Raw genomic sequence first — 25,901 nt, forward strand, 5'->3', positions numbered from 1 at the left:
GGAGTTTGTGATGTCAAGAAAAAAAACTGTAGGAAGTTTCCGAAAACTATTATTCAACGGCAGGCTCGACCTGATTCTGGAGGCCCACAATGGGCTCTCCGCTAGAATAGTCGAGGAAACGGGCTATCCAGCTATTTGGGCGTCGGGACTCGCTATTTCCTCAGCGATGGGGCTTCGCGATTGCAATGAGGCATCATGGAGTCAGGTCATGGAGGTTGCTCAATGCATAGCTGACGCAGTAAATATCCCTGTTCTTTTCGACGGAGATTCAGGCTTCGGTAATTTCAATAATGTAAGGCACATAGTTAAGCGCCTGTCGCACTATGGGATAGCTGGAGTTTCTTTAGAAGACAAACAGTTTCCTAAAATGAACTCGTTCGTCAGCCATGAGCACGCACTTAGTAGCGTGGATGAATTTTGCGGAAAGATTAAAGCTGCGCAGGATTCGAAACGGGACGATGACTTTATCGTTATTGCTCGTACAGAAGCATTGGTAGCCGGAATGAGTGTCCAGGCGGCTTTGAAACGAGCGGAGCAGTACTACGAAGCAGGTGCCGATGGAATTTTTATACACTCCAAAGAGACAGACGGATTCGACGTATTGGAATTCAGTAAGTGCTGGGCAGGACGCTGCCCTTTGATAGTCGCCCCAACAACCTACAAAAACGTGTCGACGGAGCTACTACAGGAAGTTGGGGTCTCGGTGTATATATGTGCAAACCAAATGATGCGGGCCTCATTGCTTGCAATGCGAAATGCAGCAGCACAAATTCAGGCAGACAATAGCATCTGCAACATCGACAATAACATCTGTTCGCTCTCCGAAGTATTTCAACTTCTGAACTACGACGAACTGAAGGATGCGGAGCTGATTTATGCTCGACAAGAAAGCTAGCATGCAGGCTGCCTGCCACATGCTCAAAACAATCATGCTTGAATGTAAAAAAGTAAAGCTTAGCAACGGCGAGACACTCTTGGAGCACTCGCTTTGGAGTGCTCACCAGGCATTGACTGAGGGCTGTGCGGAAGAACTGATTGTCGCAGCGTTATTCCACGACATTGGCCATTTCCTATGCAACAGTGACCCGGAAATGACTCCATATGAAAAGGACTGCCAGCATGCTGATCTGGGTGCCCAATGGCTAAACCGATGGTTCCCTCAGTCAGTCTGCATCCCCATTCAACTCCATATCGATGCAAAGCGATACTTAATCACCGTTAATGAAAACTACAACGATCAACTGAGTTCGGGATCACTGTCAAGCTTACTTAACCAGGGGGGACGTATGACAAGCGAAGAAATCTTGGCATTTCAAAACCAGCCATACCACCATGACGCGCTATCCATCCGAAAATTTGATGACACGCCGTATGACAATGGATTCGTGAATGCGTATTCAAGGTATGAAAAAATCATCATGGCCGTAATGAGGTGATGAATGAAAAGGACAATATTGGATGCTCATGTGCATCTGCTCATGTGGAAGCAGCAAGCAGCGCCGGATTGGAACTCAGTGAGCCAGACGCTGAAAGTAGCAAACTTTAATGAACTCGATGCAATCTGCATCACCGAACACATCGAAGCTGATGCTTACGAAAAACTGATGCTGGGTCTATTCTGCAGCAATCGCCTCGGTGGTAGCACGCAGGGAGATGGCTCAGTTATCTGTAACGGTGTCCTTGTGTTACCCGGTGCAGAGCTACATCTCGCGAACAATATGAACATTGGCGTGCATGCTGACCTGGAAACACTGCTGAGTCTTGATCGACGAGCGAGCGCGTATACCCTGGATACGCTTCATGGACTGCTAGAGAAGCGAGGCAGACCTTTTAAACTAGTAGCCCACCATATTTTTTGGCCAGGTAAGACATGCTCAGATCTTGAAGCTTTAAAACGCTGCATAAACGCGATCGAGGTCCCGGCCAAAGACCTCACTAACATACATAAATACTTGACATTAGCATCGACATTAAATCTCGACACTACAGGAGGGTCTGATTCTCACTCATTCATATCCATAGGCGCTTGTAAAACACTTATAAATGAAGATAACACGCACAGTCCACTCACCCTGAAAAAATGGCTGCACAGCCATCACACAACGCACGAACCGGATCGCGACTCATTGCGTTTAACTGCTTTGGCTAGGATCCATCGCCAAACCGACACAGAGAGAAGGGAACCATGAACAACAAAATAACTATTTGCAAAAACAACCTTGAGAGACTCCTTGCTTCGAGAAAGATGACCATGTCACACGTTTGTGATGTGGAGCTCGATGACAAATTTGCTTACTTCGAAAGTATTGAGCAATTGAGAGAGCTTGCTAGCTACTTGGCATTGCCACTGAGCGATCTTTTTTTAGGTTTTACTATTACCGACTTGGATGATGGCGTAAAAATAGCTAGGCGAGGAACTGGCTTCAAGCGTGAAGAAATCAGAAATGGTACTCATTGCTACACTTATGAGCATTTGGTTACAACCAATCAAGACCCTCGATTAATGGCTCTACGACTGGATGTACGCGCCAACGACTTCCAATGCATGCCTTTGAATGACGGGCACTCATCAAAGGAAGTTGTATACGTAACTAAAGGGAGCGTACGGGTTCGGTGGCTGGACTCTGACAATGAGTTTAAAGAAGGGATATTGAACGAGGGCGACTCCATCTTCATTCTCCCCGATGTACCTCACGGGTTTGTCAGCAATGTACCTGGTGAGAAATCAGAAATTATCGCCATCAACTATGGCTAGCATTAAAAACAACAGACCAGGTGGCATAGGATAATTTTCACACTAGCCACCTTCTAGAAAACTAGTCACTGACGCAAGCTCAACCGGCAGGCATCAAGCATGCCGTGCTGCACTCCTTTATCTACTTGAAATTGCAGGTATGCATGCCTTGTGAATTATAGAGGATCAAACCATGACTATCACCGTCGGATTAATTGGCCTAGGTCAAATGGGTCATGCCATATGCCATCGACTTCTAGACACTGGCGTCGAGGTATTAATCCACAACCGCACGTACGAAAAAGCTGAAAAACTGATACACCGAGGCGCACTTTGGAAAAACAACTTGAGAGAGCTCGCAGCTAACGCAAACATTATTCTTGTATGTGTTAGCGGAGAAAGTGCACTACGGGCAATCTATTACTCAGATACTGACGGACTGCTTTATTCGCTCCAGGAAGGAAAAATCGTAATTGACTTCAGCACCTTATCAGCGGAGTCTGCGGTCAACCTACATGAAGCGTTCGGAAATATCGGTGTGAGTTATATCGAATGCCCGATCTCTGGGGGAGTAATGGGCGCTCTCCAGGGAAAATTATGCTCTATAGTCTCAGGTAATGAACAAGCCTACTCATCGGCACATCCCATACTCATAAAAATCTGCAAAACAATCAACTACGTTAAACAACCTGGAAAGGCACAGCAACTTAAAATCCTCAACAATCTGGCAGAGTCTATCAATCTAGCAGGGGCCCTGGAAGTTATTCATCAAGGGCAGGCGTTGGGCTTGGATCTCGAATCAATGGTGAAGGTATTCACTTCCTGCCGCGGTCGTTCTGCCTACATGCATGTATCGCTGAACTATATTCTCTCAGGGTTGACAACTAGTCATGTGACGCTGGCCGTCCGCTGTAAAGATTTGGAATTGGCGCAATCTCAATTACCAGACCTTAAGGCTTATCCAGCAACAGCGATGGCGATCCAATGCTTCATCGACGCCAGACACGCCTTTGGCGACGACGTTGACCAATGCCAATACTTTTCACTACTCGCTCAACGACGGAGTGTTACATCATGAATCTACGCCAAGATATTATCGTCGAAGACACGACATTACGAGATGGCGAGCAAGCACCTGGCATTTCGTTTGGAAGAGCAACTAAACTAAAGATATTCGATGCCCTTATCGACGCGGGCATACGCTGGATTGAAGGCGGCATATATGCGATGGGCGGCACTGAGAGTCGAACATTAAGTGAGATGCTAGAGCGCACACAGGGAACTGATATTCGACTGGTAGGCTGGAATAGAGGGATACGTGCAGACGTAGAAGCATCACTCGACGCAGGCTACCGATACATACATATCGGGTTACCCACCTCAGAGGTCCACCTGAAGCACAGCATAAACAAATCAAAGGACTGGCTTGTCAGACAGGCATGCGAATTAATAGACTGTGCAAAGCAACGCGATGTATTTGTCTCCATCAGCGCTGAAGATGTTGCCCGCTCAGACTTGTCATTTGTCGTTGATTATGCCGGCCACATCTGCGAAGCGGGAGCCGATAGGTTACGGCTCTCTGACACGATTGGAGTGCTTACGCCTGAACAGTACCACTCCATCATCCGTACAGTGGTATCCGCAGTGGAGATTGATACCCAGTGCCATGCTCATAACGACTTCGGCCTCGGTGTAAGCAATACATTATCCGGTTTGCAGGCAGGCGCAAAATATTTTCATGCCACTGTAAACGGTATTGGTGAACGAGGGGGAATGCCTGACCTGGCGCAAATGGTAATGTCCCTAAAAATTCAATACGGGATTGACCTTGGTGTTAAGCCGGAAAAGCTTCAAACACTCTCTGAGATTGTCGCCAATGCAACTGGCTCTCAAATCAATCCTTGGCAGCCCATCGTGGGCAGCAATATTTTTTCTCACGAGTCAGGTATTCACACAAAAGGCACTCTCAACAACGGCAAGTCATTCGAGCCTTACGACCCAAGCGTGATGGGGCGCGAACGTCACATTATCGTCGGTAAACATTCTGGACGCGCCTCAATAAAATACGCATTGGACCAATTGCAAATCACATGCTCAGATGATGAAGTCCAGCAATTGCTGCAATTGGTAAGAGAGGTATCCATGATTAAATCAAGTGCCATAAGCCTTACCGATGTGGCCATGCTTTGCTCCACTATAAAGAAAGGAAGGCAACATGGAGTTTAACATCACAGCAAGACTCGATGACCTTCAGAAATTAATACAAAAACGAAAAATGACTTTAGATAATATTCGAGGCCTCTATGATAGAACCATCGACGGCATTACAATTAACTCTACGCAGCTTAAAAAAATTGCCCAATATCTTAACGTCACAGCAGCCTATGTGATTGACGAATTAGGCGGCGAGTACGATAAATCTCAAAGCTGCGTTTTCGGCGGACTCATCCGATTCGATCGCCTACGGCACGTGCAGGGTGAGCCTGCCTATTTTTACCGCCACTTACTCAAGACAACTTCAGATAAAAATCTGCTGGTACTCAGGACTACCCCTCTATTCCCATCGGCCGAGAAGGCAATACTAAACGCCGGACATAAGGCTAGAGAATTCGTATACATTCTCTCTGGGACAGTAGGGGTTAAATGGGGAAGTCATCCACATCTTCACAACGAGGTACTAAATGAGGGAGATTCCATTTTCATTGAAGAATGGACTCCTCATTGTTTCTATAAACTTGAACCGGATTCACAAATTCTCGCGATTGACTACCTTTAACTACTGTCACAGTCGCTGAGCCGGGAGAAAGCCAAATCGACTTAAGCGGTGCCGCGATGAACGAGAAAGTCCGTATCTTTGATGCGGGCTTTTTTTAACCTATACCGGCCTTTCGCGGGTCAACCCGCTCCCATAGAGACTTCACAGAATTCGAAAGCTGTGCAATGCCTGTGAAAGCGAGGTTACCCGCAAAAGGGTCGGCACTGGCAATTCAAAAACGTCGGGCAAAAAAAAGGGCGCCGACCAAGCGCCCCATAAGCCGTAAAGCACACAACAAATTCAGTATCAGTCCAGCAAAGCCATCGCCTCGGCGCTACACGCTTCGATCCGCGCCCAGTCGCCGTTCTTGATCCAGCTGCTGTCGAGCATCCAGGTTCCGCCCACGCACATCACATTGGGCAGCGCCATGTAGTTGCGCACGTTGGCCGGGTTGACCCCACCGGTAGGGCAGAATCGAATATCACCGAACGGGCCACCAAAGGCCTTGATCGCTGCCACGCCGCCACTGATTTCCGCCGGGAACAGCTTGAAGCGGCGGTAACCCAGGGCATACCCCATCATGATTTCCGAAGGCGTGCTGATGCCCGGCAGCAATGGGATATCGCTGTCCACCCCAGCCTCGAGGATGTCCTGGGTGATCCCGGGGGTAACGACAAACTGCGCGCCAGCGGCTTCAACCGCTGCAAACATGCTGCGATCGAGCACCGTACCGGCGCCGACACACAGTTCCGGACGCTGCTCACGCAGCACCTGGATAGCCTTCAGGCCATACTGCGAGCGCAGGGTTACTTCCAAGGTGCGGATACCACCAGCGGCCAGGGCATCGGCCAGCGGCAGGATGTCTTCCTCACGGGCGATGGTGATCACCGGCAGGATGCGCGCCGCCCCACAGATCGCATCGATCCGGGCGGCTTTCTCGGCCATCGAGAGCAGAGGCTGGGGGCGTTCAAGGGTGGTCATGACAGTGGATCCTTTGCTCATGGGCACCAGTAGATGTCCAAGGGGTCGTGAAGAAAGGCGCGAATCGGCATTTCATTGAGGTCGTTGCCCGCCAGCGCGGCGCGCAGGGTAGCGAGTTTGCCCGGGCCCTGCACGGACAGCGCGATGAACGCGGCGCTGGCCAGCAGGGAACGGGTCAGCGAAAGGCGCTGGTGCGGCACGCTCGGCGCCAGCAACGGCAGGCAGCGGCGCGTGCTGTTCAGGTCCAGGCCTTCGGCCAGATTCGGGCTGCCGGGGAACAGCGAAGCGGTATGACCATCGTCGCCCATGCCCAGTACCAGCACGTCGATGGCCGGCAGATCGGCCAATGCCTGGTCGGCTTGGGCGGCCGCCGCGTCGAGGTTCTCGGCCTGCTGATACAGCCCGACAAAACGAGCCTTGGCAGCGCCCCCCTGGAACAGATGGCGGGCCAGCAAACCGGCATTGCTGTCGGCGTGCTCAACCGGCACCCAACGCTCGTCGGCCAGGCTGACGGTGACCTTGGACCAGTCCAGGGCCTCGGTCGCCAGCTTCTCCAGGAACGGCACCGGGCTGCGGCCACCGGACAACACCAGGCAAGCCCGCCCTTTCGCGGCGATGGCTGCGCGCAAGCGCTCGGCCACATCAGCCGCCAATGTTGCCGAAAGTACGCGGGCATCATTCAGCTGATGCGCCTTGACCGATGTCGGCAAATTCAATTCAGATATCCCCATACCACGCCCTCCCATCACGTGTAATCAGTGCGATCGAGCTCATCGGCCCCCAGGACCCAGCCGCATACGGCTTGGGCGCATCGCCGGCGCTTTGCCAGCCCGCGATCAACTGGTCGCACCACTTCCAGGCATATTCGATTTCATCCTTGCGCACGAACAGGTTCTGGTTGCCGCGCATCACCTCGAGCAGCAGGCGTTCGTAGGCATCCGGAATCCGCGCGGTGCGCCAGGTGTCGGAAAAATTCAATTGCAAGGGGCCGCTGCGCAGTTGCATGCCTTTGTCCAGGCCCTGCTCCTTGGTCATCACACGTAGAGAGATGCCTTCACTCGGCTGCAGGCGGATGATCAGTTTGTTGCCGACCTGCAAGCGCTGCTCCGGGGCGAAGATGTAGTGCGGCGTCTCCTTGAAGTGGATGACGATCTGCGACAGCTTCTGCGGCATGCGCTTACCGGTACGCAGGTAAAACGGTACCCCCGACCAACGCCAGTTACGAATATCGGCACGCAGGGCGACGAAGGTTTCCGTGTCGCTCTGGGCGTTGGCGTTGTCTTCCTCCAGGTAACCCGGCACCGGCTTGCCGTCGCTGTAGCCGGCGATGTACTGGCCGCGCACCACGCGGGTACTCAAGCCCTCGCCAGTGATCGGGGCAAGGGCCTTGAGCACCTTGACCTTCTCGTCGCGGATGCTGTCGGCTGAAAGCTCGCTGGGCGGGTCCATGGCGATCAGGCACAACAGCTGCAGCAGGTGGTTCTGAATCATGTCGCGCAGCTGGCCGGCCTTGTCGAAATAGCCCCAACGGCCTTCGATGCCGACCTTCTCGGCCACGGTGATTTCCACGTGGGAGATCGAGTTCTGGTTCCACTGGGTTTCGAACAGGCTGTTGGCGAAGCGCAGGGCGATCAGGTTCTGCACCGTCTCCTTGCCCAGGTAATGGTCGATGCGGTAAACACGGCTTTCCGGGAAGAACCGCGCCACGGCGTCGTTCACCCGGCGCGATGACTCAAGATCGTGCCCGATGGGCTTTTCCAGCACCACCCGGGTGCGCGCGGCAAGGCCCGCCTTGTCGAGGTTTTCGCAGATCGCGCCGTACACGGCCGCCGCAGTGGCGAAATAGGCAATCAGTGGCAGCTCGGCAGGTGCCTGCTCAGCCAGGGCCTGGTAGCCGTCCGGCTGCAGGAAGTCCAGGTGCTGGTAACGCAGACGCCCCAGAAAACGCGCCAGCGCCGCAGGCTCCAGATCAGCCTCCGCCACGTGCTTGCGCAGATGGGCCTCGATGGTATTCAGGTGCTCCTGTACGCTGCCAGGCTCGCGCGCCAGCGCCAGCAGGCGAGTATCGGCGTGCAGCAAATTGGCGCGGTCGAGCTGGTAGAGCGCAGGAAACAGCTTGCGCAATGCCAGGTCGCCCAAGGCGCCAAACAGGGCAAAGGTGCAAGGTTCAACACTGATCGCAGCCATGATGTTGGTTCTTTCCTAAAGTTGGCCTAGGAATACCGCTTTCACATACGATTTTCAAGAGAAAATGTAGTAAAAACCACAACATTACACACACGTGTTACAGATAAGTGGTGCGCCACCCGCACCGACAGTACGATAGACGACTGTGCAAAAAGCCTGCTGCTCCGCCAGCCGGCTGTCTTCTCGACCCAAGGACACACCCATGGACCGCGTGCGAAACCTCCTGGAGCAGATCCAGGGACGCCTCGACGAGCTGAACAAGGCCGAACGCAAAGTCGCCGAAGTCATCCTGCTCAACCCGCAACAAGCCACCCGTTTCAGCATTGCCGCACTGGCCCAGGCGGCCAAGGTCAGCGAACCGACCGTCAACCGCTTCTGCCGCTCGTTCGGCGTCAGCGGTTACCCCGAGCTCAAGCTGCAGCTGGCGCAAAGCCTCGCCAGTGGTGCGGCCTATGTCAGCCGCGCGGTCGAGGCCGATGACGATCCTGCAGCCTACACCCAGAAGATCTTTGCCAGTGCGATCGCCTCGCTCGACAGCGCCTGCCAGCAGCTTGACCCGCAGCAGGTCAGCCGCGCCGTGGACATGATGATCCAGGCCCGGCAGATCCACTTCTTCGGCCTGGGCGCGTCCGCCCCGGTAGCCCTGGACGCCCAGCACAAGTTTTTCCGTTTCAACCTCGCCGTCTCGGCCCACGCCGACGTGCTGATGCAGCGCATGCTGGCTTCGGTGGCTCACACTGGCGATCTTTTCGTGATCATCTCCTACACCGGGCGCACCCGCGAACTGGTGGAGGTAGCGCGCCTGGCCCGTGAAAACGGCGCCTCGGTGCTCGGCCTGACCGCCGCCGGCTCCCCCTTGGCCCAAGCGTGCAGCCTCAGCCTGCACATCCCGCTACCGGAAGACACCGACATCTACATGCCGATGACGTCGCGGATCATCCAGCTTACCGTGCTCGACGTACTCGCCACCGGGATGACCCTGCGCCGCGGTGTGGACTTCCAGCCGCACCTGCGCAAGATCAAGGAAAGCCTCAACGCCAGCCGCTACCCGATCGAGGACGACGAACTCAGCTGAGCCGGTGCGCCTGCAGCCGCAAATGGGCGCGCTGCCCCGGCGCCAGGCTCAGGCCTTCACCGCTGCCGCTGGCCGCCTCGACACAGACGAAACCCTGGCACTCGCGCCCGCTCACACCCATCAACGGGCGGTTGCCGGGGTGCCAGACCACGGTATCGTCACTGTCACCGGTATCGATGCACAGTTCACGCTGCCAGGCCGGGTCCTGCAGCTGCACGCGCGGCGTGCCGGGATAGACCTTCTGGCAGCCGCCCTTGAGCTTCAACGCGCCGTCTTCGCGGCAGGCTTGCCGGCTCAGACGGTCATAGCCTTGGATATCTTCAAGCCCGGACAGCGCTATCTCTGAAACGTCGCTGATACGCCAGTAGGCCAGCAGTGCATGGCTCAACTGGCAGGGTTCGCTGTCCTGGTGCTCGGTACTCAAGCTCAGTTCCATGCGGCTGCCCAGGCGGGCATGCAGGTCGACCTGCCAGTCGCACAAGTCCAGGCGCCACTTCAGGCTCACGCCCTCCTCGTCCTCACGGCTGTCCACCAGCTTCCAGTCCAGCAGGCGCGCCCAGCCGTGGGCAGGCCACAGGTCCTCGCTGGGGTGGCGACCATACCACGGCCAACACACCGGCACGCCCCCACGGATCGCCCCCACCTGCGGCCACTGCTCGGCACACCACAACCAGGGCCGCTCACCGGCCGGCTGGAAGTGCAGCAGTTGCGCACCCTGGCGGCTGAACACCGCCTGGCAACGGGGGTGGTCAATGATCAGCACATCGCGCTGCTGGTAACGCTCCCACTCGAATGTCGGCCTGGGCCGCTGTGCGGTAAAGAAGCGATGTAGCGGATGTTCAGGCATGGTTCCAAGCTCTTGTTGTTTGAGATAGCGCTGTCTCGGCCTATCCCCGACAACCACTGCAAGCCAGTGGATGCCGGGAGCCGTTTTTGGATTGGCGTAAATTTACAACAAATAGGCTCAGAATGACGACTGAATCTTCAAACCAGCGACCAGCGCGTTGTCCACCTCGTCCACCCCACCGGGGCTCTTGATGTACTGAAGGTTCGGGCGAACGGTCAGCCAGTTGGTGACGTGGAAGCCGTAATAGAGCTCGGCGTTGTATTCGGTGCGCTGCAGCGGCACGAAGCCCGGGTTGTCGTAGTCATTTATGCCACTCTGGGCATTGAGCTGTTCGGCACGCTTTTTCACGTCATCGTTGACATGGATGCGGGCGATACCAAAGCCGATATCGTCCTTGGGCCGGGCATCGAAGGCGCCTTTGTAGACCAGCCCTACCTGCTGGTAGTTGTCGACCACGTTGGTCGCTTTGTCATGCACGGTGAAGTTGGCGAACAGGCTCAGACCGCGGCTGGCGTCGCCACCATGGGCGGTGACCTGCTGCTGCGCAACCACCCACCAGCCATGCTTGCTGGAGTGTGACTTGAAGCCGGCGCCGCTGATCCCTTGCGGGTTGCCATTGACGTCCTCGTAGACGTCTTCGGCATCAGCCGTGCTGTAGTAGTAGCCCAGGCGGTACTCGCCCGGCAGGCCGTTCACGTGCGGTGACCAGACCGCCTCCACCGGCAGGATCGCCCCCTTGGTGCCGCTGCCGCTGAGCTTGAAGCCGTTGCCGGTTTCCAGGTTGGAAGGGTTCTGCTCGAACGCGCCGACCTGGACGAAGAACTCTGGCGTGATGTTGTACTTGACCCGCAACGCCCACTGGCTGACCGGCCAGTTGTACCAGATGCCGCCGACCCAGTTGCCCACCTGCGATCCACAGAAGGCCAGGTTCTGGAAGTCACAGGGGAAGCTGTTGAAGTCCTCGCCCTCGCCGAACCGGCCAAATTTCACATCCAGGGCACCGTCGAAGTACTTCTGCTTGATCCACATCTGGGTCAAGCGCCAGGTCTGGCCGCGCCCCCATACCTCCTGCACCGAACTGAACTGGCCGGCCCGCGGGTCGCTGATGCGGTCATTGGAAAGGTTGCGGCCACTTCGCTCGGTGATCGCCAGTTTGAACTCGGCATCGTGCCAGCCAAAGATCTTCTGCAGGTCCAGGTGCGCGCCGAGGGCGAACTGGTCGCTGTAGCGCGCGGTCTTGTCGTCGTTGTAGCCGCCATTGAGGTTACCGGCGACCTCGCCTACATAGTCGAGGGTGAAGTCGTAGCCTTTTTCCAGCAGCTCGGTACGCGTTCCCCCCCAGTCGCCGGTCATCCATTTCGATTCGCTGGAGAAGGCCTCGGCGGCCTGGGCCCCACTGCTCCCAACCATGGCCAGCAGGGCCAGCGAGCCCAAGGTCCTTATGCGATTGCGCTGTTCCATCCCTTTGCGTCCTCTTTTTCTTATTGATGGTGTCGACGATTCAACGGCTCTTGAGGTGAGTCACGTTGTCCTTCACTGAAACGTTGGCAGTATTCAAGTCCAGGCGTTCGCCGCTGGCGGCGTCAAACAGCAGCACCCGAGCCGGGTCGAACTGCAGGTTAAGGCTGTCACCGACCCGGCACGCCACATCCGGCGCCAGGCGGCAGCACACTTTGGTCTGGTTGAGGGTGACGAAGACCAAAAGGTCGGGGCCGGTAGGCTCGGTTACCTGTACCTCGGCGCGAATGCCCGGCAGGCCATTGCCCTCGCCGGTACCCAGGCTGATCTGCTCCGGGCGGATGCCGAGGATGACCTCGCGCCCGTCGAGTTCGTCGACGGCCATGCCCAACGGCAGCTCGCAACGTGCCTGGCCGCTGTCGAGCAGGGCCAGCAGGCGCCCGTCCTGCCTGGCCAGGCGCACCGGAATGAAATTCATCGGTGGCGAGCCGATGAAGCTGGCGACGAACTGATTGGCCGGGTCGTTGTAGATCTGTTGCGGGGTACCGAACTGCTGAATGATGCCGTCCTTCATCACCGCAACCTTGTCGCCCAAGGTCATGGCCTCGATCTGGTCGTGGGTGACATACACCGTGGTGGTTTTCAGTCGCTGGTGCATCAGTTTCATTTCCGTGCGCATCTCGACGCGCAGCTTGGCGTCGAGGTTGGACAACGGTTCGTCGAACAGGTAGATCTTCGGCCGCCGCGCCAACGCGCGGCCCATCGCCACCCGCTGCTGCTGGCCACCGGACAACTGCGCCGGCTTGCGTGCAAGCAGGTGTTCGATCTGCAACAGCTTGGCCACACGGGCCACTTCCTCGTCGATCGCGGCCTGCGGCATCTTGCGGATCTTCAGGCCGAATTCGATGTTCTCGCGCACGCTCATGGTCGGATACAGCGCGTAGGACTGGAACACCATGGCGATGTCACGATCCTTGGGGCTCATGCCACTGACATCCTGATCATCGATGAGAATCGCGCCGCCGCTGATGTTTTCAAGGCCCGCGATGCAGTTCATCAACGTCGATTTACCGCAGCCCGAAGGGCCGACCAAAATCAGGAATTCGCCATCCTTGATCGACAGCTGAATGTCCTTGAGGGTGTCCGGCAGGCCGCTGCCGTAGGTCTTGTTCACATTACGAAGTTCAAGCGTTGCCATGACTTACCCCTTGACCGCGCCGGCTGTAAGCCCGCGAACGAAATACTTGCCTGCCACCACATAGACCAGCAGGGTTGGCAGGCCGGCGATCATCGCCGCCGCCATGTCGACGTTGTACTCCTTGGCCCCGGTACTGGTATTGACCAGGTTGTTCAACGCCACGGTGATCGGTTGCGAATCGCCGCTGGAGAACACCACGCCGAACAGGAAGTCGTTCCAGATCTGGGTGAACTGCCAGATCAGGCAGACCATGATGATGGGTGTCGACATCGGCAGGATGATGCGGCGGAAAATGGTGAAGAACCCGGCACCGTCCAGGCGTGCGGCCTTGACCAGCGCATCGGGAATGCTCACATAGAAGTTGCGGAAGAACAGCGTGGTAAAGGCCAGGCCATAGACCACGTGCACCAGCACCAGCCCGCTGGTGGTGCTGGCCAGGCCCAGCTTGCCGAGGGTGAACGAGGCTGGCAGCAACACGGTCTGGAACGGCAAAAAGCAACCGAACAACAGCAGGCCGAAAAACAACTGGGACCCACGGAACCGCCACATCGACAGCACATATCCGTTGAGTGCACCAATGGCGGTCGAGATCAGCACCGCTGGCACGGTGATCATGATCGAGTTCCAGAAATAGCCGCTGACCGTGCCCCAGGCCTTGACCCAACCGATGCCGCTGACCACGGTCGGCCAGCTCAGCAAGTTGCCGGTACTGATGTCCTCCGGCGTTTTGAAGCTGGTCAGCAGCATCACCACAAGCGGCACCAGGTAAAGCAGCACGGCGGTCAGCAACACCGCGTGAATGGCGATGCGGCTGATGCTCGGCAGCGGTTTTTCGATAGGGCTATGCATGGCGTTTGCTCCGCAGCTCCGAGTACAGGTAAGGCACGAGAATCGCCAGGATCGCCCCGAGCATGAGGATGGCACTGGCCGAGCCCATGCCCATCTGGCCGCGGCTGAAGGTGAACGAGTACATGAACATGGCCGGCAGGTCGGACGAGTAGCCCGGGCCACCGGCAGTCATTGCGGCCACCAGGTCGAAGCTTTTGATCGCAATGTGCGAGAGGATCATCAGCGAACTGAAGAACACCGGGCGCAGGCTCGGCAGCACCACGGTCCAGTAGATGCGTGGCAGGCTTGCACCATCCATCTGTGCAGCACGGATGATCGACTGGTCGACCCCGCGCAGGCCGGCAAGGAACATCGCCATGATGAAACCCGAGGCTTGCCATACGGCGGCGATGACCAGGCAGTACACCACGCGGTCGGGGTCGATCAGCCAGTCCAGGCGGAACCCTTCCCAGCCCCAGTCACGCAACAGCTTGTCCAGGCCCATGCCAGGGTTGAGCAGCCATTTCCAAGCGGTACCGGTGACGATCATCGAAAGGGCCATGGGGTACAGGTAGACCGTGCGGATGAAACCTTCGCGGCGGATGCGCTGGTCGAGCAGCACCGCCAGCAGTACGCCGATGGCGAGGCTGATACCGATGAACAGCCCGCCGAACACCAGCAGGTTCTTGCTCGCCACCCACCAGCGATCGTTGTCGAACAGCCTGGCGTATTGCGCAAGGCCCGCCCACTTGTAAGTCGGCAGGAAGGTCGAGGTGGTGAAGGACAGGACGAACGTCCACAGGATGTAGCCGTAAAAGCCAACCAGGACGATGAACATGCTCGGTGCCAGCACCAGCTTGGGTAGCCAGCGCTGCAGCGCATCCAGGGGAGCGGCCCGCAGTTGGGCGGTTGCTGTAGTCATGATGTGATTACCCGGGGCCTGGGCAGCCCCTGTATTGACGGTACTGGCCTCATCGCCGGCAAGCCAGCGCCCACCGGTACGCCACAGTTTTCAAAGGCACCGAAGCAACTGTGGGCGCCGGGTTGGCGGCGATGGGGCCATCAGGTTTTCACTTGGCCGATCTGATCGCCGCAGCCAGCTTCTTCGCTGCATCTGCAGGGTCTGCCTTGGGGTCGTTGATGTAGTTGGTCACCACATCGAAGAAGGCGCCCTGCACGGCCAGCGTGGTGGCCATGTTGTGCGCCATGCTCGGCTGCAGGCCGCCGGTCTTGGCGTCGGCCATGAAGTCCTTGGCAGCCGTCTGGGCGCAGGCGTCGAAGCCGTAGGCGCTCATGTCCGCGAGCATGTCGTTACGAACGGGAATGGAGCCTTTGTTGATGCTGAAGACCTTCTGGAAGTCCTGGCCCAGCACCTTTCTGGCGATGTCCTGCTGGCCAGCGGCCGTGCCTTCGTCGTTCTGCTTGAACACCACCAGCGAGTCGATGTTGTACAGGAAAGCCTTGTCGGTGCCAGGGAACGCTACGCACTGGTAGTCCTTGCCAGCGGTCTTCTTGGCCAGGGTCCATTCGCTCTTGGCCCAGTCCCCCATGATCTGCATGCCGGCCTTGCCATTGATGACCTTGGCCGCTTCCAGGTTCCAGTCCTGGCCTTTGCCGTCGGGGTCCATATAGGTGGCGACCTTCTTCAGCTCGGTCAGTGACTTGACCATCTGCGGCCCGGTCAGCGTGGCTTCATCGAGGTCGACCAGCGCTTTCTTGTAACCGTCTGCCCCCATCACCGACAGGACCACACTCTCGAACACCGTGCTGTCCTGCCATGGCTGGCCGCCATGGGCGAGCGGGATGAAGCCGGCGGCCTTGAGTTTTTCGGCGGCGGCGTAGAATTCGTCGAGGGTGGTCGGCGCCTTGTCGATGCCGGCCTTCTTGAACACTTCAGGGTTGATCCACAGCCAGTTGATGCGATGGATGTTCACCGGCACGGCCACGTAGTCACCTTCGTACTTGACGGTATCGGCGACTTTCTTGTCGAGCAGCGAGTCCCACTTCTCCTGCTTGGCCACATCCTTGAGCACATCCGGGTCCAGCAGGCCGGTGGAAGCCCATTCCTGGATGTCCGGCCCCTTGATCTGGGCGACACCCGGCGGGTTACCGGCCACCGCGCGGCTCTTGAGCACGGTCATGGCCGTGGCCCCACCACCACCGGCAACAGCTCCATCCTTCCAGGTGAAGCCATCCTTCTCGACCTGGGCCTTGAGCACATCGACCGCCGCTTTTTCCCCACCGGAAGTCCACCAGTGCACCACTTCGACACTGCCTTTGGAGTCGGCGGCGAAGGCATTGAGCGGGAACAGGGAGGCGAAGGAAATGGCGGCAGCGAGGCGGAGAGTCGAATTCATCGGAGTACCTTTCTTGTTGTTATGCCGGGCAAGTCGAGCGCTTGCATTGCATGGAGTCTAATCAGAGTGCCCGCTGCGTCAGGTAACGAAGCGATGCGTGAATGTCATCGTTTGGTTACATTGCGCGCCAGTGCGCTGGCCAGGCTGGGAGCCAGGGGCAGCGTTGGCAGCAGTACAGCCTGGTAGGCGTGATAGAGGTCTGGCTTGCCAGCCCAGATCGTCGCCGCTGGCTGATTGTCCGGGCCGAGTTCGTGGTGCCAGCTTCCGGCTGCGTGGTCGATGAAGTGGGTGTCGATGAACGCCCAGAAACGCCGGTACCATCGTTCGTACTGTTGCTCGCCGGTTCGCCGCAGCAGCGCTGCGGCGCTGGCGCAGGCTTCGGCATGCACCCAGTGCAGGCGCTCGCGCACCCTGGGCCGATCGTCCCAGCCCAGGGTGTAGACGATGCCCTCGGCACCATCGACGCTCCAGGCATGGGTGCAGGCGTTGGCGAACAAGCCCCGCGCACAGGCCAGCAGCCATGCCGGAACGGGAAGCCCGGCCTGACGACGTGCAGCTTCGAGGTGAAGGGCCAGACGGGACCACTCGAATGCATGGCCTGGCGTTGTGCCGTAAGGGCGGAAGTGGTCTGCAGGATTGTCTTGGTTGTATTCGGGGAGCGGTTGCCAGTGCGCATCGAAATGTTCGATTACCCGGTAGCCACCGGCGCCAGCATGGCCGTGAATGATGCGTTCGACGATACGCAAGGCGCGCTCTAACCAACGCACATCACCGGTCACGTCTGCCAGGGCGAGGAAGGCCTCGGTGGCGTGCATGTTGCTGTTGGCACCGCGATAGGCTTCGGGCTGCTGCCAGTCGCTGGAAAAGGATTCGCGCATAGCACCCTCCTCTTCGCTCCAGAAGCGCTCTTCGATGACCTGTATCGCCTGCGCCAGCAACCCCTGTGCGCCCGCAGCGCCCGCCACCACGGCAGAGCTGGCGGCAAGCGCGACGAAGGCATGCAGGTAAGCCGCCTTGCCATTGTCGCCCTGCCCGTGCGGCCGGGCGAACCAACCGCCGTACTCGGCGTCGCGCAAAGGCCCGCACAAGGCGTGTACACCGTGCTGTACCAATGCCAGGCAGCCAGGCGCCCCCTGGAGGTGGGCCAGGGCGAAGCTGTGGGTCATGCGTGCGGTGTTCATGGTCTCGGCGACAGCCGTAGGGGGCAGATTGCCGCGGGCGTCGAGATTGCCGAAACCTTCGGGGGCTTGCGAGGCCTTGGCGAAACGGAGCAGCCGCTCGCCCTCGCTTGCGAGCCAGGCGGTATGTTCCGGGGAATCGATGTAGTCCATGCTCCTGCTTCTTCCCTGTGTGAGGTTTGCAGATTCTAGCCAGCCGTCCTGGCTGGGATGTCACGAAGGCTTGCGGCTATGTCACCGATCGGTGACACACCCTACCTTCACTCAACGCCACGCGGCAGATGGAGGGTCACGCGCAAGCCGCCCTCGCGCAAGTTGAGCAGGCTCACCTCCCCCCCATGGCTGTGGGCAATGTTGCGTGCAATCCCCAAGCCCAAGCCATACCCCTGCTGCTGCCCGGCCAGCCTGAAATGCGGCTCGAACACCTGCTCAAGGCGCTGCTGTGGCACGCCCGGGCCTTGGTCATCCACCTGCAGGACAAAGCCCTGCGCGCTGTCGATGATGCGCAGGTGGGCACGCTCGCCGTATTTGATGGCATTGTCTATCAGGTTGCCGATGCAGCGGCGCAAGGCCAGCGGCTTGCCCGGATACGGCGCCAGGGCCTGGCCTTCCACGGTGATGCGGCCATCCCCCAGATACGGCTCGGCGAGAATCTCCAGGACCTGGTTGAGATCGACCGGCTCGATGTTCTCGTGGATGTCAGTGTCTTTCACGCATTGCAAAGCGCCTTTGACCAACAGCTCCAGCTCATCGAGATCCTGACTGAACTTGGCCTGCATGCGCTCATCTTCCAACAGTTCCACACGCAGCCGCAGCCGGGTGATAGGCGTGCGCAGGTCGTGGGAAATGGCGCTGAACAACTGACTGCGCTCGGTGAGGTAGCGGCTTATACGCTCACGCATGCTGTTGAACGCTCGCCCGACCTCGACCACCTCGCTGCCACCGCCCTCGGGCACTGGCGCCACATCGGCGCCCAGCGACAGATCCCGCGCGGCCCGCGCCAGGCGTTTGAGTGGCCAGCTCTGCCAGTGCACCAGCAGGCCGATGAACAACAGCAGCAAGGCGGTGGTCAGGACGATGAAGCCGATCTGCTGGCGTGGCAGGCGCTCGGCTTCAAGGCTGGTGTAGGGCTCAGGCAGCAACGAGGCGATGTACAGCCACTCGTCTTCGCCCAGGCGAATCTGCGTGACCAGTACGGGCGGGTTGAGTGGCTCCAGGGTCAGCGAGTAATGCGCCCAGGAACGCGGCAGCTCATCGAGCTTGAGGCCGCTGTTGAAGATGCGCAGGTCATCGGGGGCGACGAACTCGACGGAAATTTCCATCTGGGCGCCCAGCCGTTCATGCAGTACCTGCTGAAACACTTCGATCACCGCCCGCTTGCGTGGCGTTAGGGGCAATACCGGCATGTCCAGGGGCTTGTCGTTGAGCGACACGAAAAAACGCGTCCCCCCCATGCTGCGCAACTGGTCCAATACCATCGGCCGGTAGGCCACCGGCAAAGAACGGAAATAACTGACGCTGGCACTCATCGAATGGGCCAGGCTGCCGGCACTGGCGCGCAGGCCTTGCATCTGGCTGGCACGTAGCTGCGTGACCCAGATGACGCTGGACAAACCCTGCGCCAGCAGCACCACCAGCAAGGTCAACAGCAGCATGCGCCCCAGCAGCGAGCGCGGCAGCAAGCGCCAGCGCCGCTCAGGACGCACAGCAGACATGCGCAGCGAGCAGGTACCCACTGCCGCGTACCGTGCGGATCAGCCGTGGCGGTTTGTCGGTGTCGCGCAGACGCTGGCGCAGGCGGCTGACCGCCATGTCAACGATACGGTCCAGCGGCATCGGCTCACGGCCACGGGTAGCGTTGCCGATGGTATCGCGGTCGAGGATCTGCTGAGGGTGATCGAGAAACAGCTTGAGCAGGGCGAAGTCGGCACCGGAAAGGATCACCTCTTCTCCATCGCGGTGGAACAGCCGATGGCTGACCGTGTCCAGGCGCCAGTCGTCGAAGGCCAGTACCGCGCTGGCTGGGGCGGCCTGGCCGAATTCCGCGCGCCGCAGCAGGGCCTTGATGCGCGCCTGCAGCTCCCGCGGGCTGAACGGCTTGCCCAGGTAATCGTCCGCCCCGAGCTCAAGGCCGATGACCCGGTCGGCCTCGTCGGAACTGGCGGTCAGCATGATGATCGGTACCCGCGACTGGCGCGGGTGCTGGCGCACCCAGCGACACAGGCTGAAGCCGTCCTCGTCGGGCAGCATCACATCGAGAATGACCAGATCGCAGTGAGTGTTTTCCAGAGCGTGGCGAAAACCTTGCCCATCGGCTTGGGCATGCACCTGAAAGCCAGCGCGGCTCAGATAGGTTTGCAACAGCTCGCGGATTTCCTGATCGTCATCCACCATCAGGATCGATTTACCGGCAGTGCTCAAGGTGTCCCGCCCTCTTGTTGTCGCAGGTCTTTTGCCTGCTTTGGGGGCCGCGTTGCGACCCCCTCTCAGTGATCCAGAGCCTGCTGTAATGCCACGCCAGCGCCCAGCAGTCCAGAAAACTCTGCCGTCACCAACCACACCGGCACACCCGCGAAATACCCGCTCATGCAGCCCTTGTCGGCAAAACTTGCAGCAAACCCGCTACGCATGAACAGCTCGGCAAAGCGTGGAATCACACCGCCGACAATATAAACCCCACCGCGCGCGCCAAGGGTCAGAACATTGTTACCTGCAACACGCCCGAGGAAGCGGCAGAACTGTTCGACGACCGCCAGAGCCCGAGGCTCACCACTCAGGGCGGCATCGGTGATTTCGGCTGGTGTCTTGTGCCGGACCGTATCACCGTCCAGCGCACAGATGGCCTGATACAAACGCAGCAGGCCGCCACCGCTGAGCACGGTTTCAGCGCTGACATGGCCAATCTGCCCGTGAATCTGCTGATGGATCGCCGCTTCGCGGGCATTGCCTACCGGCAGGTCGACGTGCCCGCCCTCACCGGGCAACGCCAGCCAATGCTGCTCACCCAGGCGCAGCAGGCTGCCGACGCCAAGGCCGGTGCCCGGCCCGATCACCAGTGCAGGTCGCGCCGGGTCGGCCTTGCCAGGGCACACCTGGCGCACCTCGTGCGCTTGCAGGCGGGTCATGCCCAGGGCCATCGCCGTGAAGTCATTGATCAGCAGCAGCTGGTCAACCTGCAATGTCTTGCAGAACGCACTGCGGCTCAGCCGCCAATGATTGTTGGTAAAGCGAAACTCATCACCGTCGACCGGCCCGGCCACCGCCAGGCACACCGCCGACAACCCGCCACGGGCGATGCCTTGGCCGTGCAGGTAAGCTTCGATGGCTTGCTCCGGGCTGGTGTAGTCAGCCGTGGCGAAAACTTTCACCTGGTGCAGCTGGTTGTCACGCCACAACGCAAAACGGGCATTGGTGCCACCGATGTCGCCAACCAGCAGGTCCTTCATTTGAGGTTCTCCAGGGCCGAGGTAAAGGCGCTGGCGCCCTGCTCGGCCGAGCTGAACGCCATGCGCATGAAGCCGAACAGCTCGCGCCCGCAGCCCAGGTCGTTGCCCTGGGGCGGCGGAGGCAGGTCGCGGCTGGCCAGTTCCTCGGCCGACACCTTGAGCTGCAGCGTGCCTTCGACACCATCCACCCGCACGATATCACCATCGCGCACCCGTGCCAGCGGCCCACCATCGAAGGCTTCAGGGCAGACATGGATAGCGGCCGGGATCTTGCCGGATGCACCCGACATGCGCCCATCGGTGACCAGTGCGACTTTATAGCCGCGGTCCTGCAGCACACCGAGGAACGGCGTCAGCTTGTGCAGCTCCGGCATGCCGTTGCAACGCGGCCCCTGGAAGCGCACCACAGCCACGAAGTCGCACTCCAGTTCGCCGGCCTTGAACGCGTCAGCCAGCGCATGTTGGTCCTGGAACACCCGTGCCGGGGCCTCGACCACCTGATGCTCGGGGGCCACCGCAGACACCTTCATCACGCCGCGCCCAAGGTTGCCTTCCATCACCCGCAGCCCGCCTTCGGCCGAGAACGGCCGCGCCACCGGCCGCAGGATGCTCTCGTCCAGGCTCTGCTGCGGGCCTTCGCGCCAGACCAGCTTGCCGTTGTCGAGGAACGGTTCCTGCGTGTAGCGGCGCAACCCATGGCCGGCGACGGTGTTGACGTCTTCGTGCAGCAAGCCGGCATCGAGCAGCTCGCGGATCAGGAACGACATGCCGCCGGCAGCCTGGAAGTGATTGATGTCGGCCTTGCCGTTGGGGTAGACGTGGGACAGGGTCGGCACCACCTCGGACAGGTCGGCCATGTCCTGCCAGGTGAGCTGGATACCTGCCGCCTGGGCGATCGCCGGCATGTGCAGGGTGTGGTTGGTAGACCCGCCGGTGGCATGCAGGGCCACGATGGAGTTGACCAGCGATTTTTCATCGACGATCTCGCCCAAGGGCATGAAGCTGCCACTGGCCTTGGTCATGCGCGTCACTTGCTGCGCGGCCTCGGCGGTCAGCGCGTCGCGAAGTGGCGTGTACGGGTTGACGAAGGAGGCGCCCGGCAGGTGCAGCCCCATCACCTCCATCACCAACTGGTTGGTGTTGGCGGTGCCGTAGAAGGTGCACGTGCCCGGGCTGTGGTAGGACTTCATCTCCGACTCCAGCAGCTCCTCGCGGCTGGCCTTGCCCTCGGCATAGCGCTGGCGCACATCGGCCTTCTGCTTGTTGGAGATACCGGAAACCATTGGCCCACCCGGCACGAAAATGGTCGGCAGATGGCCGAAGCGCAGCGCGCCCATCATCAAGCCGGGAACAATCTTGTCGCAAATGCCCAGCATCAGCGCAGCGTCGAACATGTTGTGCGACAGTGCCACTGCAGTGGACATGGCGATCACCTCACGGCTGGCGATGGCCAGTTCCATGCCAGGCTCACCCTGGGTCACGCCATCGCACATGGCCGGCACACCACCGGCGAACTGGCCGACGGAGCCAACCTCGCGCAGGGCCTTCTTGATCTGTTCGGGGAAATGCACGTACGGCTGGTGCGCTGAGAGCATGTCGTTGTAGGCCGAGACGATGGCCACGTTGGCAGCGTTCATCAGGCGCAGGCTCTGCTTGTCGTCGGCGCCACACCCGGCCACGCCATGGGCGAAGTTGGCGCACTGCAGGCTGGCCCGCATGGGTCCGTCACTGGCCGCGCCGCGAATCAGCTGCAGGTAGCGTTCACGGGTGGCACGGCTGCGTTCGGTCAGCCGTTGGGTGACCTCAAGGATGCGCGGGTGCATGTACTGGACTCCAGGCTAGCGGTAAGGGCGGTTTACCAGGCATTTCCCCTCCAAACGATTGCGGCCTAGGCTCCTGTGTAAGAGACCCTGCGCATCGAGACGGCGGCATGCCCGACCACTCGTTGTATATTTAAACAAAATACTGCCAGTAAAAAGGCTTGTTTTCTATCGCTCAGTGAATAATCTTGTAATTCCAACAACAAAACCGTTTCAGTGAAGCTGCTTCGTGCCAAAGGTTTCACTCGAACTGCCAGAGGTACTGCCATGACACTACGTATCGCCATAAACGGATTCGGCCGCATCGGTCGCAATGTCCTGCGCGCACTGTATACCCAAGGCTACCGCCACGACCTGCAGGTCGTCGCCATCAACGACCTGGGCGACAGCAGCATGAACGCCCACCTGCTCAAGTACGACAGCGTACACGGTACATTCGATGCGTCGGTGCAAGCCGATCACGAGAGCCTGACGGTCAATGGTGACCGTATCGCGGTAAGCGCCATCCGTAATCCGGCCGAGCTGCCCTGGAAGGCGGAGGCGATCGACGTGGTGTTCGAGTGCACCGGGCTGTTCACCGACCGCGCCAAGGCCGCAGCGCACCTGGCAGCGGGGGCTGGCAAGGTGATCGTCTCGGCACCGGCCAAGGGCGCCGACGCCACCGTGGTGTACGGCGTCAACCACGACATTCTGCGTGCCTCGCACCAGGTCATTTCCAACGCCTCCTGCACCACCAACTGCCTGGCGCCGATCGCCCAGGTACTGGACCGCGAGTTCGGCATCGAGCAGGGGCTGATGACCACCATCCATGCCTACACCAACGACCAGGTGCTGACCGACGTCTACCACAGCGACCCGTACCGGGCGCGCTCGGCCACCCAATCGATGATCCCGAGCAAGACCGGCGCCGCCGAAGCCGTGGGCCTGGTCTTGCCAGAACTGGCCGGCAAGCTCACCGGCATGGCGGTACGGGTGCCGGTGATCAACGTGTCGCTGGTCGACCTGACCGTCAACCTCAAGCGCGAGGCCACGGCCGAGCAGGTGAACCAGCTGTTCCTCGAAGCCAGCCGGCACTCCAAGGTGCTCGGCTACAATGCCCTGCCGCTGGTCTCCTGCGATTTCAATCACAACCCGTTGTCATCGATCTTCGATGCCAACCATACCCGCGCCAACGGCAGGATGCTCAAGGTGCTGGCCTGGTATGACAACGAGTGGGGCTTCTCCAACCGCATGCTGGATAACTGCCTGGCGTTGTGCAGCGCCCGCTGAGCACGCCCGCTGCGCCAGGAACGACGTTGGGGCTGCTCAGCAGCCCTTACGCGCCTTTACGCCGCGCCCTCAGACAATCTTTACCTTTTCCTAACAATTCCAGGCTTGACCTCCAGGCAAGATGATAAGCATTATCATTAACCTTTCGTCGGCCAGGTCCCCCTGTGAGTCAGTCCCGGTTCAATTCTGTCTTCCTCGTTCAGCGCCTCCCCCTACTGCGAACCTTGCAACGCATGGTGGGCAACCCCAGCACCGCCGAGGACCTGCTTCAGGAAACCTACCTGCGGGTGTCCCGCGCCTTGGGGGAGCGGCCCATCGAACACCTTGAGCCTTTCGTCTTCCAGACCGCGCGCAACCTGGCCCTGGACCATCTGCGCGCACGCCGGGTGCAGGCGCGCATGCTGGTGGACGATGTGCCCGAAGAAATCCTCCACAACGTCGCCGCGCCGCTGAGCAGCAGCGAAGATGCCGCACACGCCGAGCAACTGCTCAAACACCTGAGCGTCAGCCTCAACCAGTTGAGTGAACGTCAGCAGCGTATTTTCATCCTCAGCCGCCTGCACGGTGCCAGCTACCTGGAAATTGCCGAGCAACTGAATGTCTCGGCCAGCACGGTCCAGAAGGAACTGAAGCTGATCATGGCAATCTGCATGGGTGTGGCCGAACGCTTGAAGTGAGGCGACCGCTGGCCACCCTACTTCGGCGAAGCGCTTGCCACGCCCCGCCTAAGCCTTGATCATTCGGGAAAATCATTTCAAGGATTCACCGTGACCGACAGCTGCGCCCCTCGCCCGCCCACCAACGGGCCCAATGCCCGTGCCCGAGCGATGGACGAAGCGCTGGACTGGCTGGTACGCCTGCAATGCGCCACAGAAGCCGACACCCTGGCCTTCGAGCAGTGGCTCAGTGCTGCGCCGGAAAACGCCGAAGCCTACGTCGAAGCCGAAGCCCTGTGGAACGGTTCCCCCCTGCGTCAGGCTGCCATGAAGATGGACCAGGGCCGGCGACGCTCGGTAGGCGGGCGCCTGCGCGCCCACTGGAAACCCCTGGCCACTGCCGCAGTGCTGCTGGTCGGCCTGTTCACGGTCGGCAACCTGCCGATGCGCCTGCAAGCTGATCATCTGACCGTGGTGGGCGAGCGTCAGCGCCTGCAACTCGATGACGGCGCCAAGGTGCTGCTCAATACCGACTCGGCCTTCGCCAGCGACCTGCGCGACGGCCGTCAGGTGGCCCGGCTGCTACAAGGCGAGGCGTATTTCCAGGTACCCGGTGGCAGCCACCCCCCCCTGGAAGTTCAGGCCGGCCCGCTACGGGCACAGGTGCGCGACACGGATTTTGCCGTGCGCTACCTCGATGGCGAAGCACAGGTCCGGGTACAGCGCGGCGATGTCGACCTGCAGGCCGCCAGCGACCAGCGGATCCGCCTGAGCGCCGGCGACAGTATCAGCGTCGGCCCGAAAGGCTTCGGCCAGCGCCAGCGCCCGGACATGCACAAGGACCTCGCCTGGGTCGATGGGCGCCTGGTGTTCGAAAACTGCCCACTTAGCCAGGTGCTGGCCGAGGTGCGGCGCTATTACCCTGGCTGGATCATCAACCGCAACGCCCACCTGGGCGATATCGCGGTCACCGGCAACTACCGCCTCGACCAGCCGCTGGAGACCTTGCGGGCGCTGGCCCATATCACCTCGGCACAGCTGCACGAATACCCCGCCGTGGTCATCCTCAACTGACCTGAAGATTATTTTTACGCGATCGCCCAGGCCCGCCC

The 25,901-nt window shown here is 59.5% G+C and carries 25 protein-coding genes; 11 read left to right on the plus strand and 14 right to left on the minus strand.

Annotated features, from left to right (window positions below; all coding sequences use genetic code 11):
* Window positions 1-10: 10 nt before the first annotated feature.
* The 7 genes from aepX (at window position 11) to OSW16_RS21755 (ending at window position 5,510) form a co-directional block, all read left to right on the plus strand.
* Window positions 11-895 (plus strand): phosphoenolpyruvate mutase, encoded by an 885-nt coding sequence (aepX, locus tag OSW16_RS21725; RefSeq protein WP_267818418.1) that lies wholly within the window; start codon window positions 11-13, stop codon window positions 893-895.
* The gene (locus OSW16_RS21730) at window positions 876-1,436 is read left to right on the plus strand and encodes an HD domain-containing protein (RefSeq protein WP_267818419.1); all 561 of its coding nucleotides are present in this window, start codon (window positions 876-878) and stop codon (window positions 1,434-1,436) included. The genes aepX and OSW16_RS21730 overlap by 20 nt, the downstream gene beginning before the upstream one ends.
* A gap of 3 nt (window positions 1,437-1,439) precedes the next feature.
* The gene (locus OSW16_RS21735) at window positions 1,440-2,189 is read left to right on the plus strand and encodes a PHP-associated domain-containing protein (RefSeq protein ID WP_267818420.1); all 750 of its coding nucleotides are present in this window, start codon (window positions 1,440-1,442) and stop codon (window positions 2,187-2,189) included.
* Window positions 2,186-2,755, plus strand: a complete 570-nt coding sequence (locus OSW16_RS21740) for a cupin domain-containing protein (protein WP_267818421.1) — start codon at window positions 2,186-2,188, stop codon at window positions 2,753-2,755. The genes OSW16_RS21735 and OSW16_RS21740 overlap by 4 nt, the downstream gene beginning before the upstream one ends.
* A gap of 172 nt (window positions 2,756-2,927) precedes the next feature.
* Window positions 2,928-3,812, plus strand: coding sequence for an NAD(P)-dependent oxidoreductase (locus OSW16_RS21745; protein WP_267818422.1), 885 nt, complete (start codon window positions 2,928-2,930; stop codon window positions 3,810-3,812).
* Window positions 3,809-4,960, plus strand: coding sequence for a hypothetical protein (locus tag OSW16_RS21750; RefSeq protein WP_267818423.1), 1,152 nt, complete (start codon window positions 3,809-3,811; stop codon window positions 4,958-4,960). Before OSW16_RS21745 ends, OSW16_RS21750 begins: the two co-directional genes overlap by 4 nt.
* Window positions 4,950-5,510, plus strand: coding sequence for a cupin domain-containing protein (locus tag OSW16_RS21755; protein WP_267818424.1), 561 nt, complete (start codon window positions 4,950-4,952; stop codon window positions 5,508-5,510). The genes OSW16_RS21750 and OSW16_RS21755 overlap by 11 nt, the downstream gene beginning before the upstream one ends.
* Window positions 5,511-5,795: 285 nt before the next feature.
* Here OSW16_RS21755 and OSW16_RS21760 read toward each other — a convergent pair whose 3' ends face one another.
* Genes OSW16_RS21760 through zwf form a run of 3 tightly spaced genes read right to left on the minus strand, consistent with a single transcriptional unit; the run spans window position 5,796 to window position 8,657 of the window.
* Window positions 5,796-6,470 carry a bifunctional 4-hydroxy-2-oxoglutarate aldolase/2-dehydro-3-deoxy-phosphogluconate aldolase gene (locus OSW16_RS21760; RefSeq protein ID WP_012316013.1) on the minus strand — a complete coding sequence of 225 codons (675 nt, stop codon included), beginning with the start codon at window positions 6,468-6,470 and terminating at the stop codon, window positions 5,796-5,798.
* A 17-nt stretch (window positions 6,471-6,487) separates the two neighbouring features.
* Window positions 6,488-7,201: a 6-phosphogluconolactonase gene (pgl, locus tag OSW16_RS21765; protein ID WP_012316014.1), complete on the minus strand. Its 714-nt coding sequence runs from the start codon at window positions 7,199-7,201 to the stop codon at window positions 6,488-6,490.
* A complete protein-coding gene (gene zwf / locus OSW16_RS21770; RefSeq protein ID WP_267818425.1) occupies window positions 7,188-8,657 on the minus strand; it encodes a glucose-6-phosphate dehydrogenase in 1,470 nt (489 codons plus the stop codon). The genes pgl and zwf overlap by 14 nt, the downstream gene beginning before the upstream one ends.
* A 211-nt stretch (window positions 8,658-8,868) precedes the next feature.
* On the opposite strand from zwf, the gene hexR reads away from it, so the two are divergent.
* Entirely contained in the window at window positions 8,869-9,732 is an 864-nt protein-coding gene (gene hexR, locus OSW16_RS21775) for a DNA-binding transcriptional regulator HexR (protein WP_174141604.1), read from the plus strand.
* Here the strand turns inward: hexR and OSW16_RS21780 are convergent.
* The 11 genes from OSW16_RS21780 to edd all read right to left on the minus strand — a co-directional run bounded on the left by OSW16_RS21780 (window position 9,725) and on the right by edd (window position 22,867).
* Window positions 9,725-10,579 carry a D-hexose-6-phosphate mutarotase gene (locus OSW16_RS21780; protein ID WP_241804289.1) on the minus strand — a complete coding sequence of 285 codons (855 nt, stop codon included), beginning with the start codon at window positions 10,577-10,579 and terminating at the stop codon, window positions 9,725-9,727. The genes hexR and OSW16_RS21780 overlap by 8 nt on opposite strands.
* 117 nt (window positions 10,580-10,696) lie before the next feature.
* Complete coding sequence (locus OSW16_RS21785; RefSeq protein ID WP_267824086.1) at window positions 10,697-11,989, minus strand: carbohydrate porin; 1,293 nt, start codon at window positions 11,987-11,989, stop codon at window positions 10,697-10,699.
* A gap of 91 nt (window positions 11,990-12,080) precedes the next feature.
* The gene (locus OSW16_RS21790; RefSeq protein ID WP_267818426.1) at window positions 12,081-13,235 is read right to left on the minus strand and encodes an ABC transporter ATP-binding protein; all 1,155 of its coding nucleotides are present in this window, start codon (window positions 13,233-13,235) and stop codon (window positions 12,081-12,083) included.
* Window positions 13,236-13,238: 3 nt separating this feature from the next.
* Entirely contained in the window at window positions 13,239-14,084 is an 846-nt protein-coding gene (locus tag OSW16_RS21795) for a carbohydrate ABC transporter permease (RefSeq protein WP_267818427.1), read from the minus strand.
* The gene (locus OSW16_RS21800; protein ID WP_267818428.1) at window positions 14,077-14,985 is read right to left on the minus strand and encodes a carbohydrate ABC transporter permease; all 909 of its coding nucleotides are present in this window, start codon (window positions 14,983-14,985) and stop codon (window positions 14,077-14,079) included. Before OSW16_RS21800 ends, OSW16_RS21795 begins: the two co-directional genes overlap by 8 nt.
* Before the next feature lie 148 nt (window positions 14,986-15,133).
* The gene (locus OSW16_RS21805; protein ID WP_267818429.1) at window positions 15,134-16,420 is read right to left on the minus strand and encodes an ABC transporter substrate-binding protein; all 1,287 of its coding nucleotides are present in this window, start codon (window positions 16,418-16,420) and stop codon (window positions 15,134-15,136) included.
* 104 nt (window positions 16,421-16,524) lie between these two features.
* Window positions 16,525-17,751 (minus strand): AGE family epimerase/isomerase, encoded by a 1,227-nt coding sequence (locus tag OSW16_RS21810; RefSeq protein ID WP_267818430.1) that lies wholly within the window; start codon window positions 17,749-17,751, stop codon window positions 16,525-16,527.
* Window positions 17,752-17,858: 107 nt separating this feature from the next.
* Entirely contained in the window at window positions 17,859-19,313 is a 1,455-nt protein-coding gene (locus tag OSW16_RS21815; protein ID WP_267818431.1) for an ATP-binding protein, read from the minus strand.
* Window positions 19,294-20,019, minus strand: a complete 726-nt coding sequence (gene gltR, locus OSW16_RS21820) for a two-component system response regulator GltR (protein WP_241804282.1) — start codon at window positions 20,017-20,019, stop codon at window positions 19,294-19,296. The genes OSW16_RS21815 and gltR overlap by 20 nt, the downstream gene beginning before the upstream one ends.
* Window positions 20,020-20,084: 65 nt before the next feature.
* A complete protein-coding gene (locus tag OSW16_RS21825; protein WP_267818432.1) occupies window positions 20,085-21,044 on the minus strand; it encodes a glucokinase in 960 nt (319 codons plus the stop codon).
* Window positions 21,041-22,867, minus strand: a complete 1,827-nt coding sequence (edd, locus tag OSW16_RS21830) for a phosphogluconate dehydratase (protein WP_267818433.1) — start codon at window positions 22,865-22,867, stop codon at window positions 21,041-21,043. Before edd ends, OSW16_RS21825 begins: the two co-directional genes overlap by 4 nt.
* Before the next feature lie 264 nt (window positions 22,868-23,131).
* Here edd and gap point away from each other — a divergent pair, with 264 nt between their 5' ends.
* The 3 genes from gap to OSW16_RS21845 all read left to right on the plus strand — a co-directional run bounded on the left by gap (window position 23,132) and on the right by OSW16_RS21845 (window position 25,863).
* Window positions 23,132-24,133, plus strand: coding sequence for a type I glyceraldehyde-3-phosphate dehydrogenase (gene gap / locus OSW16_RS21835; RefSeq protein WP_241804279.1), 1,002 nt, complete (start codon window positions 23,132-23,134; stop codon window positions 24,131-24,133).
* Between the two features lie 164 nt (window positions 24,134-24,297).
* Complete coding sequence (locus OSW16_RS21840) at window positions 24,298-24,810, plus strand: RNA polymerase sigma factor (RefSeq protein WP_241804278.1); 513 nt, start codon at window positions 24,298-24,300, stop codon at window positions 24,808-24,810.
* A gap of 90 nt (window positions 24,811-24,900) precedes the next feature.
* Window positions 24,901-25,863: a FecR family protein gene (locus OSW16_RS21845; RefSeq protein WP_267818434.1), complete on the plus strand. Its 963-nt coding sequence runs from the start codon at window positions 24,901-24,903 to the stop codon at window positions 25,861-25,863.
* Window positions 25,864-25,901: the final 38 nt, after the last annotated feature.

It is taken from the genome of Pseudomonas putida (assembly GCF_026625125.1).
Lineage (GTDB): Bacteria > Pseudomonadota > Gammaproteobacteria > Pseudomonadales > Pseudomonadaceae > Aquipseudomonas > Aquipseudomonas putida_X.